This window comes from Flavobacterium crassostreae, assembly GCF_001831475.1.
Taxonomy (GTDB): Bacteria; Bacteroidota; Bacteroidia; order Flavobacteriales; family Flavobacteriaceae; genus Flavobacterium; species Flavobacterium crassostreae.
The window spans coordinates 1,188,455-1,203,241 of the sequence record NZ_CP017688.1 but is presented as its reverse complement, the minus strand read 5'-3'; the positions used below and the strand labels follow the sequence as shown (position 1 = coordinate 1,203,241).

The window sequence follows — 14,787 nt, the reverse complement described above, 5'->3', positions numbered from 1 at the left end:
TATTTAGCTATATTTCCTTACAGTTTTGGCAAATATAGAAAAAAAACAATTCTTTAATCTCGTATTAAACAATTCAAAAAAACACCAACAAACAACTTCCAACACTATATACTAAAAACCAATAGATTAAAGCCAGAAATATCCCCTAAATTAGTGAGAACATTAGGCTTTTGGTTTTTTTTTATAATTTTAACACATTACGTAAACAAAACCGTTTATTAGTATTATGTTAACAATTCTGGATTGCTTCTTTCTAAGCTGCCATATAAACTCTTGACGTCTTGCGAAAATTCTTTCTGAAGTATCAAATGTGCTGTATCGGTATGGATAAATATGGTGTCTTTCATTCCAATAAATGCAGTATAGATATCGGTTCCAATGACCATATTTCTATGTTTGTCTACAGGGTGCCCTATGGAAACCAAATAATCATAAACAGATTCAAAAGAGCCCAAATCGGACCATACAAATGCAGACGAAACTACTTTTATTTTCCGGCTGCGTTCCATAACCGCATAATCCACGCTTATGGATGGGATTAGCATAGAGGCATCAAAATCAACCACGCCATCTTTGCTTTTTTCCCAGGCAATTTTAGATTTTTCATACACTTTAGGGGCATGCGCTTTTAACTCTTCTAAAAATACGCCTGCTTTGAAACAAAACATGCCACTATTCCATAAAAAATTTCCTTGCGAAATAAATTCGGCAGCCGTTACTTGGTTGGGTTTTTCTCTAAACGAAAGAACATCGTCGGCGTTTCTTTCTATATAGCCGTATCCAATTTCTGGCTTTGTAGGAACAATCCCAAAGGTTACTATAAATCCTTTGGAGGCTTTATCTATTGCTTCGTCCATGGCCTTTTGATAACTAGGCATGTTGCCTATTATATGGTCCGATGGAGTGACTATTAAAATATCGTTTGGGTTGGATGCAAATGCTGCAAAAGCAATGGCAGCTGCCGTGTTTCTGGGAGTAGACTCAATGATATCTACATATTCTGTGGCGGTTTTTTCTAAAATAGCTTTGCTTAAATGGCAGTTATCAATGTTCCCTACTACCATTATTTTATCGGCGATATTTCGATTGCGCTCTACCGTCATTTCAAATAATGATTTTCCGTCAAAAATATCCAAATACTGTTTGGGTCTGCTTTTTCTGGATAATGGCCATAACCTACTCCCTACTCCTCCTGTAAGAATAACGTGTGTAATTGACTTACTTTCCATATTTTATACTTTTAAATAATTATTTTTATAAAGTGGTTCGTTAAATATTAAATACTTTAAACGAATCGTTTAAAGTAAATCCTTTCTATCTATTATAATTCATTTTCAAAACACAGCCCAAGGATTCCAATACGAGAACATAATGGTTATTTGTAACTTCCTTAACAATCGCTTCTTGATTCAGGAACGGCCCCGATTCTAATGTGATTTTATCCCCCACTTGAAATACGGCAACTGAAACAGTATAGCTATCCGGTTCTTTAATCCATTTTTTTATAGTGTCAATCTCCTCTCCTTTCACAATCGCCGGTTTACCTAACCAAAACAAATACCGAACAACACCTATAGACTGAAACACTAAATTCCGGTCTCCTTCAGCTAATTGAACAAAAACATAGGAATTAAAAAGCGGAACTTTCACTTTTTTCTTTCTATCTGACCATTGCCGCACGACAGTTGTTAATGGGCAATAGCACTCTATTCCTTTTTTCAATAATTGCTCCGCAACTTTTTTTTCCCACTTTGGTTTTGTATAGACTACATACCAGTTCATACTTAAATTATATTAACACATTATACCTTAGCGCTGGCTACTTGTTTAAAAATGCCTCTACGATCCTATGGCTTGATACACAAATCCTATGGCTCTTAGTTCTTGAGCATTCAAAATATTTCTTCCATCAAATAGAAAGGCTGGTTTTTGCATAGAATCATATATTTTTTGCCAATTGTATTCTGTGAAGGCGTCCCATTCGGTCAAAATAGCAATAGCATGGGCTCCTTTACAGGCTTGATATGGATCTTCAAAAGAAGTTACAGAATCTTCATTTTTATCTGAAGAACGGGTTTCTAAATAATTCAAATCTGCTAAAACTTTTTTCTGCGAAACCTTTGGATCAAAGACTGCTATTTGTGCTTGTTCGTTAATCAAATCATCGGCTACGTAAATGGCAGCAGATTCTCGGGTATCGTTGGTGTCTTTTTTGAAGGCCCATCCCAAGAAAGTGATTTTTTTGCCCGAAACAGTATTGTAGAGCGTTTGCACTATTTTGTTAGAAAAACGTCTTTTTTGGTAGTCATTCATAATAATAACTTGTTCCCAATAATCTGCTACTTCATTTAAGCCATACGATTTAGCGATATACACCAAATTTAGAATATCTTTCTGGAAACAAGAACCTCCAAATCCAACCGAGGCTTTTAAAAACTTAGCACCTATTCTGCTATCCATTCCGATTGCTTTTGCAACTTCATTGACATCAGCTCCCGTTTTTTCACACAGTTCTGACATGGCATTTATCGAAGATATTCTTTGTGCCAAAAAAGCATTTGCTGTTAACTTAGATAATTCTGACGACCAAACATTAGTGGTCAAAATCTTATCCTTTGAAACCCAATTACCATACACCTCTACCAAGGATTGGATGGCTTTTTGTCCTTCATCAGACGCATCTCCTCCTATTAATATTCTGTCTGGGTTTAACAAATCAGTAACTGCGGTTCCTTCGGCCAAGAATTCTGGATTAGAAAGAATTTGAAATTGCACGCCATTGCCCGTATGGTCCAAAATACTTTTAATAGCCTCTGCTGTTCTTACAGGCAAAGTAGATTTTTCTACTACTATTTTATCTTCTTTGGAAACTCTAGCGATCTGTCTAGCGCATAATTCGATAAACTTTAAATCGGCTGCCATTCCTTTCCCTTTTCCGTAGGTCTTTGTAGGCGTATTGACCGAGATAAAAATCACTTGTGCTTCGGCAATCGCTTTATCGACATCAGTAGAAAAAAACAAGTTTCTTCCTCTAGCATCAGCAACAACTTCTGCAAGTCCGGGTTCGTATATTGGGATATTATTTACATCTTTATCATTCCAAGCAGCAATTCTCTCTTCATTTAAATCAACAACGGTAACTTGTATGTGCGGGCATTTTTGCGCAATTACAGCCATAGTAGGCCCTCCTACATATCCTGCCCCAATGCAACAAATTTTTGTAATTTTCATGTATTAAATTTTATTAAAACTGTATTCAAAAAAACAACAGGGCTTATTTGAGGTTTTCCCAATACCACGCCACTGCCTCTTGCAAGCCTTGTTGCAACGAAAATTGCGGATCATAACCCAGCAATTCTTTGGCCTTGGCAATACTGGCTAAAGAATGTGGTATGTCTCCTGCTCTATTGGGACCATATTCTGGAACTACATTTGCAATTTCAGGGTTGTATTTTGACAAACTTTCCTTTAAATAATGCATTAAATCATTTAAGGTCGTCCTGTCTCCAAATGCAGTATTGTAGACTGTATTAACTGCAGCACTATTTGTCGTTTGCATGGCCAACGCATTCATTTGGATCACATTGTCTATATAGGTAAAATCTCTAGAATAATTTCCGTCTCCGTTAATTTTTGGACTTTCTAGTTGCATCAATTGCATTACAAATTTTGGAATAACTGCCGCATACGCCCCGTTGGGATCTTGCTTTCTGCCAAAAACATTAAAATAACGCAATCCTATGGTTTCTAGACCATAGGTTTTACTAAAAATCTCCGCATATAGCTCATTGACATATTTTGTTATTGCATAAGGAGATAGTGGTTTCCCGATAACATCTTCTACCTTTGGCAATCCTTCTGAATCTCCGTAAGTAGAGGAACTTGCCGCATATATAAATCGCCTAACCCTAGCATCTCTAGAAGCGGTTAGCATGTTTAAAAACCCCGAAACATTGACATCATTTGTAGTAACGGGATCTTTGATAGATCGTGGCACAGAACCCAAAGCCGCCTGATGAAAAACAAAATCTTTGCCCATTACGGCTTTCTCGCAATCTTCTAAATTCCGAATATCGCCCTCAATTAACGTGAATTTTGAATTACCAACGCATTTCGCTAAATTATGCTTGTGTCCTGTGGCAAAATTATCCAAACAAGTTACCTCATGCCCTTGGGACAAAAAATACTCGCATAGATTAGATCCTATAAATCCAGCGCCGCCTGTAATTAATATCTTACTATTCATTTCTTCTTTCATACTGCTTTTTATTTTTTAAACTTTTTTTTATTTATTAAACCTCTTTATAAAGCGACTCCAAAGAGTATCTGGCTCCTGCTCTTCGTGATACCCATTGGCATAGCTTGAGGCTCCGTAGTAACCATAGCCGTAACCAGCGCCATATTTTGCTTTGTTCTGAAAGCCGTTCAAAATAATACTTACATTATACAATTCGCCTCTTTTGAGACGGTTGTTTAGCAGAGTAAGCATTTCTTTTTTGGAATAATTCTGTCTAACAATATATAAGGTAACGTCTGCGTGCTGCGATAACTCTAAAGCATCCGAAACCAGCCCCACCGGAGGAGTGTCTAGTATAATGTAATCGTATTTTTGTTTTAATTCTGTGATAAGCTCCTCCATGCGGTCGCTTATAATAAGTTCGGATGGATTAGGCGGTATTGGCCCCGAAAGGATAACGTCTAAATAGGGTATTTGGGTAGAATTGGTGATTTCTGCAACTGTTTTTTGTTGGATTAAATAATCCACCACTCCTTGGTTATTCTTTAAGTCAAACTCTTCAAAAAGCTTGGGTTTTCTTAAGTCCATACCTACAATAACGGTCTTTTTTTCGCTCAAAGCAAAAACTGTAGCAATGTTTATAGAACAAAACGTTTTACCTTCTCCTCCTACTGAAGAGGTAATCATTAGTGTTTTTGCGCCCTCTACATCTTGTTTTTTGTACAAAAATTGTAACGAAGAACGGATGGCTCTAAAGGATTCTGATAAAGCAGATTTGGGTTTTTCAAATACTGCTAAATCCCTCTTTTCTTTTAAATGACCCACTACTCCTAGTAACGGAATTTTGGTCAATTTATGAATATCCTCGGCATTTTGAATCGAATTGTTCACAAAAAATATAGCCAAAACAAGTAACAACGGAAATAACAATCCCAGAAATAAAGCCAAGATATAGTTTACAGATGTTTTGGGACCTATCAAGCCTCCGCCAACATCTTTTGCAGGGTCAATAAAATGAATGTCGGATAAATTGGCTGCTTTTACAATATCTGCTTCACTTCTTTTTTGAAGAAAAGTGCTGTATATGTTGTCACTTAAATCGTATTTTCTTTTTATTTTTAAAAGCTCTTGTTGGTCATCCGGAAGTTTTTTAACACTTCCTTCTGCTTGGTTTATTTTGTTGGTAACTAGGGCTAGATCCAACTGCAAGCTGGCTTTTGCCGAAATTATGTTTTCTAACAAAACGTTTTTTACCGCTGCCATTTGGTTGTCAAAATCCTGAAATAGTTTGTCACTCTTTACGGCATATGCCATCTCGGATCGTTGCCTAGAAAGGGCTATCAACCTAGAAACATTGGTTACAATATTGGGATCTTCTATACCTGCAACTGTTGGCGCGGGTAGCTTGGCATAATCTACACTTCGTTTTAAGTATGCGCTCAAAGAGTTATAATAGGTTATCTTGCGGGTCAACTCTTCTTTTTGGATGTCCAATTCGAGAATTTTGTCCGAAAACTTGGTGCCGCCTTCCTCTATATCTAAAATATTTTTGTCTTTTCGGAAGGATTTTAACTCGTTTCCAGTTTGTTTTAATTGCGCTTCCATAGCTACTAAAGTACTGTCTATAAAAGCTATGGTATTGGTCGCAAACTGGTTTTTACTGTCTAATTGCCTTTTGATGAGCATTTTTACCGTCGAGTTAAGATACGTAACCATTCTTGCCTTATTGGTTCCTTGCAAAGACAAGGTAATTATAGAACCGCCTTTGTCATCGGAGTTTATGTTGATGCCTTTGTACTGAGATACCGTGGTATCAAAATCATTAAACCGCACAAAATACTCTTTGCCTTTGTACCATCCTGGCGCAGGGTTTATTTGTAATTTCCAATTTAAGAACGGTAGTGTAACTTGCTCGCCAACTTTGTATTTTTTTACAAATTCTCCTGGCATAACCGCAATGGTACGGTACGAATTATCACTATAGGCTACCGTAGAAATGCTGTTTTGCTCAAAAGCAATACGCAGTACATACTCGGTATTGCTACAAAATGTAATTGCTATAGGCGTGCCCACAAGTTGCCCTTTGGTTTTATCAATACTTACCTGAAAAGGAACCGATCCATAGGCGTCTATCAGGTTGTAATCTCCTTGCTCTAAATAATCAATGTAGTAATGCAAATTATCTACCACTAACTCGTTATGGGATCTGGATTGTAGGGTGGTTGCTATGGTTTGTACTTGATCCGAAGTGCCGCCCCAATTAAAAACTAGGCTGGTATTGGAGGTAAATAAAGGGTTGTTTTCTTCTTTGACAGAAATGAGTGTTTGCATTGCGTAAATTTTTTCTTTACGAATGTTCACTTGGTAGGCTATGGTAAAAGCTACGATTAGACTCCCTAGAAACCATTTCCAGTAACCCGCAATTTTCATCAAAAAGCCTTTAAGGTCAAAGCTAGATTGGTTATCAAAAATAGAAAAGTCTTTTATATCTAACATTAGGTAATGGTTTATTTTCTAAGTAACAAAAAAGTAGTGGTTGCCAAGGATAACAAAGCAATTAGGGTACTCAAGGATTCTATGCCTGTTTTTCCGGTACCCCATGTTTTTTGTTTGAGTGGTTTTACATAAATATAGTCATTGGGTTGCAAATAATAATACGGAGATTGCATGGCTTTTTGATCTGTAAGGTCAATCTCTTGTAGGGTATTGCCTGTAGGGGTTTTTCGGATTATGGTTACGGCTTTTCTGTTTCCGGTAATGGTGATATCTCCCGCATTGGCAATGGCTTCCATTATGGTGACGCTATCTTGAAACAAAATTTTTGTTCCTGTATTTGTTACTTCGCCATTGATGGTGTATCTAAATCCGGCCAGCTTTACGGTTACAAAAATATTGGCTTCTTTTTTAAAATATTCCGATAGCAATTGGCTTTCGATCTTTGCTCTCACCTCTTCAAGGGTAAACCCTATAACGTTTACCAGACCCAAAATAGGCATTCGGATGTTGCCGTGGTCATCTACTGTAAAACCATTAAAATATAGATCGTTGGTGGATTTTTCGGTAACTAGATCTTCTTTGGTATTAAATATAGCAACCAACTTGGGGTCACTTGCTTTGATGTCTATACTCAAAACATCGTTTGTTTGTAATCTATAGGGTTTTGCAGCTACTTCTGTGATGGTATTCTGCATTGGGTCTGCCTCTTTTTGTTGCAAATAGATTAAATCCTGTGTAGGAATACACGAGGCAAACAACATACTAATGCTTAGGCATAAAAAAAACACATACTTATCCATTGCTTTGTTTTAGATAACAAATATAGCTTTTCATTTAGTATATTAAAACTTTAGCTATGCTTTAAGAAAATTAATTGTTCTTGAATGATTTTTCGAACGGGACCCGTTGCAAAATACTCCGACCAAGGGTTACTTCGTCTGCATATTCTAGTTCATCTCCTACGGCAATTCCGCGGGCTATGGTAGATATCTGAACGTTGGAATGGGCAATTTGTTTGTATATATAAAAGTTGGTGGTGTCTCCTTCCATGGTGGCGCTCAGGGCAAAAATGATTTCGGATACTTGGTTTTGTTTGACTTTTTCTAGAAGGGTAGTTATTTTGAGTTGGCTGGGACCTACGCCGTCAATGGGCGATATTTTGCCTCCAAGAACGTGATAAATACCTCGGTATTGGCCTGTGTTTTCTATGGCCATTACGTCTCTGATGTCTTCTACTACGCATACTACTTGGTGGTCTCGGTTGGTGTTGGAGCAGATTTCGCAAACAAGGCTATCGGATATGTTATGGCAATTGGTGCAATATTGGATGTTTTCGCGCATTTGTGTTAGTGCTTGCGACAAAAAGGTGGTTTGTTCTTTGGGTTGTTTTAATAAATGCAGCACTAACCGCAAGGCGGAGCGTTTGCCTATACCGGGTAGTTGGGCAATTTCGTTGACTGCTTTTTCTATTAATTTTGATGAAAATTCCATGGTAATAATGCGGGCTAATGGTTTGCGGTAGCTGGTGGTATTGGCAGAATTGGTGGGTGGTTTGGTGTGTGGTTTTTGTGGTTTTAGCCCTGATAGTAGTGGAAATCCTTTTGCTTTTTTGGGGTTCAAAAAAGCAAAAGATTGCAACGGATAGCAGGTTTAAGCTCCTGAAAAAAATATTAATACCGGTTGGTGGTTAACAATACTAGGGTACAGGCGTTTTCGGATTTGATGTTGTTGAGTTCTAGCAATTGTTTTAATTCTGGGTTTTCGGTGCCTGGATTAAAAATTACGCGTTTGGGTTTGGCCTCTAGGATGTAATTGTAATAATCCCTCTGACGTATTGGGTTTAAGTATAGGCTTATGGTGTCTATATTGGAGAGTGGTATGGCTTTGGTTTTGATTTTTATGCCGGCTACTTCGCCTGTGTTTTGACCGATTGCAAGTACGGAATGGCCTTTTTCGGTCAGCATGGTGATGGCTTTGTAGGCATATCGTTCTGGTTTTGTTGAGGCTCCGAGAACTACTGTTTTTTTGTTTTTCATTATGGGCTTTTTTTTACAAAAGTACTAAATTAGTGTAGTTGATTTGGTGTTAATTTAATATCTTTCGTTTTTTTAACGGGTTTTGGTATCAAAATCTTTTTTTAAACCATAACGTTTTATTAACATCCCAGGGGAGATTTGAGAGAATTTAACCCACTAATTTCGCGAAAAAAAACATGGAACTTTTTATTTACTTATTTGCCGCTTTATTTTCTGTTCTAAATCCTATTGGTACGGTGCCTATTTTTGTAGGTTTGACACTCGAGGATAGTGATAAGGAGCGGTCTAGAATTTCTTTATGGACGGCTATTAATGTATTTATAATTTTAATTATTTCGTTTTTCTTTGGAGAATATGTTTTGACTTTTTTTGGAATTAGTATTGAGGCGCTTCGGATTGCTGGAGGGATTATTATTGCTACTTCGGGTTTTTCTTTGCTTACGGGTAATTTTAACAAAAAAAGAGGGGTGAACAAAAAAGTTGAAGACGATGCACATAGAAGAAATGATATTGCTTTGACGCCATTGGCTATACCTATGTTGGCTGGCCCTGGTTCTATTTCTTTATTGATTGCTTTTTATCATGAACACCATAATTTATCCGATATTATAGTGTCTATCCTGGCTATTTTTGCGGTAGCTATTGCTATTTTTGTTACTCTAAGGAGTGCGCATTATTTGGCAAGGCTCTTGGGAGCTTCGGGTATTGTGGCTATTTCTAGAATTGTTGGTTTTATTGTTATTGCCATTGGGGTGCAGTATATTATTAGTTCTATTATAACTATTGTGCAGAATAATTTTATGAATTAGTTGCAGACAATTTTATTGCATAATACAACAAAGCCCTTTTAAGTGTATTAAAAGGGCTTTGTTTTGTTTGGGGATGGTTAGGCTTTTGGTAAAAATATCTCTGCCATCATGCAACGTGCGCTTCCGCCACCACAGCTTTCTATGGTTTGTAGGTCTGCGCTCAACAGGCTAGCATGCTGCTCTAGCTGTGCTGTTTGATGGGCGGTTAAACTCTGCTGTGCTGCGGCACTCATTACTAAATATTTTTTATCTGCTGTGCCACGCACCTCTAGCATGTTTCCTGCAAAATGGGCTACTTGTTCTTGGGTGATTAGAATGATTTCTTTGCCGTCATTTTTTAATGTATCTAGAACCATTTTGCGCTCTTTTTTATCTTCTATAGCTGCTGCACACACTACTGCAAAGTCTGTCCCTATAGTCATCATTACGTTGGTGTGGTAGATGAGTTCTTGCTGGCCTGCTACGGTATGATAGGCTTCAAAGAGTATGGGAGCATAATCAAAATCTTCGCAGAATTCTATAAATAATTCTTCGTCTGCTCTTGCAGACAAGGCGCAGTATGCTTTTTTGTTTGCTCTATCTAGCACCATGCTACCGGTTCCTTCTAAGAAAAAACCGTCTTCTTCGGCGGAGGTGTAGTCTACTATGTTTTCTATTTGAAAGCCTTTTTGTTCTAATGTATCCAATATATCTTCCCTTCTTTCGGCACGTCTGTTTTCGGCAAACATTGGATACAGGGCTACCTCTGCATTTTCATGAAAAGAGACCCAATTGTTTGGAAAGATACTATCTGGTGTATCTGGTGTCAAAATATCCTCAACCACCAATACGGACACTCCTACTGCTCGCAGTTGTTGTACTAAGCCATCAAACTCTGCTTGCGCCTTGGCATTGATGCTGGCTGGCAAAAGATCGTCACTATTTTTTTGGTAAAAATTGTTTACTGCAGTTTCTTCATTCTTACGAAACGCTACGGGACGAATCATTAAAATAGAATTTGTGGTTTGTTTCATGTGCGTGTTGTTTTATATAGGTTTTACTAAATATAGCTAATCTGTGTTATCTTGATGTTTTAGAAAGGCAAAAAAACCCCACTGATTAGTGGGGTTTTGATTATGGATTGGTTTTATTTTTTTTCAAAATCTCTTAAAGTAGCTCCAGTATAGACTTGCCTTGGTCTGCCTATAGGCTCTTTATTTTCTCGCATTTCTTTCCATTGTGCGATCCAACCTGGCAAACGCCCGATGGCAAACATTACCGTAAACATATCTGTTGGTATGCCCAGGGCTCTGTAAATGATTCCAGAATAGAAATCCACGTTAGGATATAAGTTTCGGGATTTAAAGTATTCGTCTTCTAGTGCAGCGGCTTCTAATTTTTTGGCAATATCCAAAATAGGATCGTCTACTCCTAGGGTTGCCAGAACTTCGTCTGCTGCTTTTTTGATTATTCTAGCACGTGGATCAAAGTTTTTGTAGACTCTGTGCCCAAAGCCCATTAGACGGAAAGGGTCGTTTCTGTCTTTGGCTTTGGCCATGTATTTATCTATATCGCCTCCGTTTTTATTTATTTCCTCTAACATTTCAAGCACTGCTTGATTGGCACCACCATGCAGAGATCCCCATAATGCGGAAACTCCAGCCGAGATCGAAGCAAACAATCCTGCCTGCGAAGATCCAACCATTCTTACTGTAGAAGTAGAACAGTTTTGTTCATGATCCGCATGAAGGATAAATAGTTTGTCTAGGGCATCAATCACAACAGGGTTGTCCATGTAGGGTTGTGTTGGCAATTGAAACATTAAACGCATGAAATTCTCCACATAGCCTTTGGTATTGTCATAATAATTTAAAGGATACCCCATGCTTTTGCGATACGTCCAAGTAGCAATAACTAAAAATTTACCCATTGTTTTACAAACTGCATGGTACATTTCTTTTTCGTTATCTACATTAACCGATTTTGGATTAAACGCGGTTAAAGCACTTGTTAAAGCCGCCAAAACACCCATTGGATGTGCGGTTCTTGGAAAACCATCAATAATGTTTTTCATCTCCTCGTTTACCAAGGTATGCTTTCTAATATCTGTTTCAAATTGCACTAACTGTGCTGCGGTAGGCAACTCACCAAAGATAAGCAGATAAGAAACTTCTAAAAAGTCTGCTTTTTCGGCTAAATCTTCAATTGCATACCCTCTGTAGCGCAAAATACCTAGTTCACCATCTAAAAAAGTGATTTTACTAGTACAAGATCCCGAATTTTTATATCCAGGGTCTAAGGTTATAAAACCGGTTAAATCTCTAAGTTTGTTAATATCTATGGCTTCTTCATTTTCGGTTCCTTTTATAACCGGAAATTCATATTGCTTACCATCAATTTCTAATATAGCTGTTTTTGACATAATATTTTGGAACTAAATCTTTATATTTATTAATTTATCAAATCTAAGTATAAAAACACGAATTAAAAAGAGAAAAACACCAACATAGCGTTAAATTTAATATAAATGTATTTTACCTTTATAAAATCTCTTTTTAGTGGTGTGGCTAGAATCTATTTAATTTTAAACGCGTGCATGCCCGGAAAATAAGCCGTATCTGCTAGTTCTTCTTCTATTCTAAGCAATTGGTTGTATTTTGCCATACGATCTGAACGGGATGTAGATCCTGTTTTGATTTGACCACAATTTAAGGCTACTGCCAAATCGGCTATGGTAGTATCTTCGGTCTCACCAGATCGGTGCGACATCACAGAGGTGTAACCCGCATTTTTAGCCATGTTTATAGCTGCAATGGTTTCGGTGAGGGTTCCAATTTGATTTACTTTAATAAGGATGGAGTTAGCAATCCCTCTTTCTATTCCGGTAGCTAATCTATTGACATTGGTTACAAACAAATCATCTCCTACCAATTGTACGGTATCTCCTATTTTGTCTGTTAGAAGTTTCCATCCATCCCAGTCATTCTCATCCATACCGTCTTCAATAGAAATAATAGGATATTTAGCCACTAATGCTGCCAAATAATCTACTTGTTCTTGTGAGGTTCTAACTGTACCTGTTGGCCCTTCAAATTTTGAATAATCGTAGTTTCCATCTACATAAAATTCTGCTGCGGCACAATCTAAAGCAATTTTAATTTCGTCACCAAAAGTATACCCAGCATTTTCGACTGCCATTTTAATGGTATCTAAAGCATCCTCAGTGCCTCCTGGCAAATTAGGCGCAAATCCGCCTTCGTCTCCAACGGCAGTACTTAAGCCTCTGTCGTGCAAAACTTTTTTTAGACTATGGAAAATTTCGGTACCCATTTGCATGGCATGCGAAAAAGAAGTGGCTTTTACTGGAAAAATCATAAATTCTTGAAAAGCTATTGGCGCATCAGAATGAGAACCACCATTGATGATGTTCATCATTGGAACCGGCAACGTATTTGCAGAAACTCCACCTACATAACGATATAAAGGCAACCCAAGCTCATTGGCTGCAGCTTTAGCAACCGCTAACGAAACTCCCAAGATGGCATTTGCACCTAAAGCAGATTTGTTGGGCGTACCATCCAAACGAAGCATCATTTGATCAATCAAGTTTTGCTCAAATACAGAAACCCCTAGCAATTCTTCGGCAATAGTTGTATTAACATTTTCCACAGCTTTTAAAACTCCTTTTCCTAAGAATGCCTTTCCTCCATCACGCAATTCTACCGCTTCGTGCTCTCCAGTTGAAGCTCCAGAAGGAACTGCTGCTCTTCCTAAAACACCATTGTCTGTAATTACATCTACTTCAATAGTAGGGTTTCCTCTTGAATCGAAAATTTGTCTTGCGTGAATTTTTATAATAATACTCATACTGCTTTATTTTTTAATTTAGTATTACAAAGATATTCTATCTTTTTTAATCCTTTATTAAAATTAGTCATCTTGTTACTAAAACAAGGCTTTTTTTTATGACAAAAGAAATCTCTAGAAAAAAATAAAATAGATTTAAAACCAAAAAGGGTACTACTTATAAATAAATAGTACCCTTTGAAGATTCTTGGTATACATTAGTCTGTTAGACTTGCTATAAACTGATCAAAAAGATAAGAAGAATCATGAGGACCTGGACTGGCTTCCGGATGGTATTGCACCGAAAAACATTTTTTGTTTTTCATTTGCATTCCCGCTACAGTAGCGTCATTTAAATGCAGATGGGTTATTTCTAAGTCCTTGTTTTTCTCTAATTCTTCTTTATTAATTGCAAATCCATGGTTTTGCGAAGTAATTTCCCCTTTGCCTGTAAGTAGATTTTTGACAGGGTGGTTGATCCCTCGGTGTCCGTTAAACATTTTGTAGGTAGAAATTCCGTTTGCTAAACCAATTACTTGATGCCCTAAACAAATCCCAAATAATGGTTTGTCTGCTGCAATAATATCTTTGGCAACTTGTATTGCATTAGCAAGTGGTTCTGGATCTCCAGGTCCATTAGACAAAAAGTACCCATCCGGATTAAAGGCTTGCATGTCTGCAAAAGTAGCATCAAAAGGGAAAACCTTAATATAACAATCTCTACTCGATAGATTGCGCAAGATATTTGTTTTTATACCTAAATCTAGTGCCGAAATTTTATATTTTGCTTTTTCATCTCCATAAAAATAAGGTGCTTTAGTAGATACTTTGGAAGCCAATTCTAAGCCTTTCATATCTGGCACTTTTGCTAAAGCTACTTTCAAATCTGCAACAGAAGTACCGTCAGTACAAATTACGGCATTCATGGCTCCGTTTTCTCGGATATAACTCACTAAAGCGCGAGTATCCACATCCGAAATACATATTAGGTTTTCTTTTTCAAAGTAATTTTCTAAACTACCCGAAGCGTCTTCTCTAGAATAATTAAAACTAAAGTTTTTGCATACCAAACCTGCAATTTTAATTCCTGCTGATTCCACCTCATTATCGTTTACACCATAATTACCAATATGGGGATTTGTTGCCACCATTATCTGACCAAAATAAGAAGGGTCTGTAAAAATCTCTTGGTAACCAGTCATTCCAGTATTAAAACAAACTTCTCCAAAAGTGGTGCCACTTATTCCAATTGATTTTCCGTGAAAAATTGTCCCGTCACTTAATAATAGTAGGGCGCTTTGTCTTGTTGTATATTTCATTCTTTGATTTCGATTTATCTTTTAGTAGTGTCATGGAGGCTAAAAGCGCTTCCTGTATAATCAAA

The 14,787-nt window shown here is 37.3% G+C and carries 13 protein-coding genes; 1 reads left to right on the top strand and 12 read right to left on the bottom strand.

What is annotated here, in order from left to right; genetic code table 11:
- Positions 1 to 224: 224 nt before the first annotated feature.
- The 8 genes from LB076_RS05395 to LB076_RS05360 all read right to left on the bottom strand — a co-directional run bounded on the left by LB076_RS05395 (position 225) and on the right by LB076_RS05360 (position 8,769).
- Positions 225 to 1,229 carry a mannose-1-phosphate guanylyltransferase gene (locus LB076_RS05395; protein ID WP_066334033.1) on the bottom strand — a complete coding sequence of 335 codons (1,005 nt, stop codon included), beginning with the start codon at positions 1,227 to 1,229 and terminating at the stop codon, positions 225 to 227.
- An 85-nt stretch (positions 1,230 to 1,314) separates the two neighbouring features.
- Positions 1,315 to 1,782, bottom strand: coding sequence for a UpxY family transcription antiterminator (locus tag LB076_RS05390; RefSeq protein ID WP_066334035.1), 468 nt, complete (start codon positions 1,780 to 1,782; stop codon positions 1,315 to 1,317).
- 57 nt (positions 1,783 to 1,839) lie between these two features.
- Positions 1,840 to 3,231 (bottom strand): UDP-glucose 6-dehydrogenase, encoded by a 1,392-nt coding sequence (locus tag LB076_RS05385; RefSeq protein ID WP_066334037.1) that lies wholly within the window; start codon positions 3,229 to 3,231, stop codon positions 1,840 to 1,842.
- Between the two features lie 43 nt (positions 3,232 to 3,274).
- Positions 3,275 to 4,258, bottom strand: coding sequence for an SDR family oxidoreductase (locus LB076_RS05380; RefSeq protein WP_066334040.1), 984 nt, complete (start codon positions 4,256 to 4,258; stop codon positions 3,275 to 3,277).
- 27 nt (positions 4,259 to 4,285) lie between these two features.
- Positions 4,286 to 6,733 carry an exopolysaccharide transport family protein gene (locus tag LB076_RS05375; protein ID WP_066334043.1) on the bottom strand — a complete coding sequence of 816 codons (2,448 nt, stop codon included), beginning with the start codon at positions 6,731 to 6,733 and terminating at the stop codon, positions 4,286 to 4,288.
- A gap of 11 nt (positions 6,734 to 6,744) precedes the next feature.
- Positions 6,745 to 7,533, bottom strand: coding sequence for a polysaccharide biosynthesis/export family protein (locus LB076_RS05370; protein ID WP_066334045.1), 789 nt, complete (start codon positions 7,531 to 7,533; stop codon positions 6,745 to 6,747).
- 70 nt (positions 7,534 to 7,603) lie between these two features.
- A complete protein-coding gene (gene recR / locus LB076_RS05365) occupies positions 7,604 to 8,224 on the bottom strand; it encodes a recombination mediator RecR (RefSeq protein ID WP_066334255.1) in 621 nt (206 codons plus the stop codon).
- Between the two features lie 179 nt (positions 8,225 to 8,403).
- Positions 8,404 to 8,769 carry a CoA-binding protein gene (locus tag LB076_RS05360; protein ID WP_066334048.1) on the bottom strand — a complete coding sequence of 122 codons (366 nt, stop codon included), beginning with the start codon at positions 8,767 to 8,769 and terminating at the stop codon, positions 8,404 to 8,406.
- A gap of 176 nt (positions 8,770 to 8,945) precedes the next feature.
- On the opposite strand from LB076_RS05360, the gene LB076_RS05355 reads away from it, so the two are divergent.
- Entirely contained in the window at positions 8,946 to 9,578 is a 633-nt protein-coding gene (locus tag LB076_RS05355; RefSeq protein WP_066334050.1) for a MarC family NAAT transporter, read from the top strand.
- A gap of 77 nt (positions 9,579 to 9,655) precedes the next feature.
- Here LB076_RS05355 and ctlX read toward each other — a convergent pair whose 3' ends face one another.
- From ctlX to carA, 4 genes are all read right to left on the bottom strand, one after another.
- Positions 9,656 to 10,591: a citrulline utilization hydrolase CtlX gene (gene ctlX, locus LB076_RS05350; RefSeq protein WP_066334052.1), complete on the bottom strand. Its 936-nt coding sequence runs from the start codon at positions 10,589 to 10,591 to the stop codon at positions 9,656 to 9,658.
- A gap of 113 nt (positions 10,592 to 10,704) precedes the next feature.
- Entirely contained in the window at positions 10,705 to 11,979 is a 1,275-nt protein-coding gene (locus tag LB076_RS05345) for a citrate synthase (protein ID WP_066334054.1), read from the bottom strand.
- A gap of 152 nt (positions 11,980 to 12,131) precedes the next feature.
- Positions 12,132 to 13,424, bottom strand: a complete 1,293-nt coding sequence (gene eno / locus LB076_RS05340; protein WP_066334056.1) for a phosphopyruvate hydratase — start codon at positions 13,422 to 13,424, stop codon at positions 12,132 to 12,134.
- A gap of 197 nt (positions 13,425 to 13,621) precedes the next feature.
- The gene (gene carA, locus LB076_RS05335; RefSeq protein WP_066334058.1) at positions 13,622 to 14,722 is read right to left on the bottom strand and encodes a glutamine-hydrolyzing carbamoyl-phosphate synthase small subunit; all 1,101 of its coding nucleotides are present in this window, start codon (positions 14,720 to 14,722) and stop codon (positions 13,622 to 13,624) included.
- Positions 14,723 to 14,787 lie beyond the last annotated feature (65 nt).

Bases quoted from the DNA above. Each gene is read 5' to 3' on its own strand.
- LB076_RS05395 (WP_066334033.1), bottom strand. From the start codon at position 1,229: ATGGAAAGTAAGTCAATTACACACGTTATTCTTACAGGAGGAGTAGGG.
- LB076_RS05390 (WP_066334035.1), bottom strand. From the start codon at position 1,782: ATGAACTGGTATGTAGTCTATACAAAACCAAAGTGGGAAAAAAAAGTT.
- LB076_RS05385 (WP_066334037.1), bottom strand. From the start codon at position 3,231: ATGAAAATTACAAAAATTTGTTGCATTGGGGCAGGATATGTAGGAGGG.
- LB076_RS05380 (WP_066334040.1), bottom strand. From the start codon at position 4,258: ATGAAAGAAGAAATGAATAGTAAGATATTAATTACAGGCGGCGCTGGA.
- LB076_RS05375 (WP_066334043.1), bottom strand. From the start codon at position 6,733: ATGTTAGATATAAAAGACTTTTCTATTTTTGATAACCAATCTAGCTTT.
- LB076_RS05370 (WP_066334045.1), bottom strand. From the start codon at position 7,533: ATGGATAAGTATGTGTTTTTTTTATGCCTAAGCATTAGTATGTTGTTT.
- recR (WP_066334255.1), bottom strand. From the start codon at position 8,224: ATGGAATTTTCATCAAAATTAATAGAAAAAGCAGTCAACGAAATTGCC.
- LB076_RS05360 (WP_066334048.1), bottom strand. From the start codon at position 8,769: ATGAAAAACAAAAAAACAGTAGTTCTCGGAGCCTCAACAAAACCAGAA.
- LB076_RS05355 (WP_066334050.1), top strand. From the start codon at position 8,946: ATGGAACTTTTTATTTACTTATTTGCCGCTTTATTTTCTGTTCTAAAT.
- ctlX (WP_066334052.1), bottom strand. From the start codon at position 10,591: ATGAAACAAACCACAAATTCTATTTTAATGATTCGTCCCGTAGCGTTT.
- LB076_RS05345 (WP_066334054.1), bottom strand. From the start codon at position 11,979: ATGTCAAAAACAGCTATATTAGAAATTGATGGTAAGCAATATGAATTT.
- eno (WP_066334056.1), bottom strand. From the start codon at position 13,424: ATGAGTATTATTATAAAAATTCACGCAAGACAAATTTTCGATTCAAGA.
- carA (WP_066334058.1), bottom strand. From the start codon at position 14,722: ATGAAATATACAACAAGACAAAGCGCCCTACTATTATTAAGTGACGGG.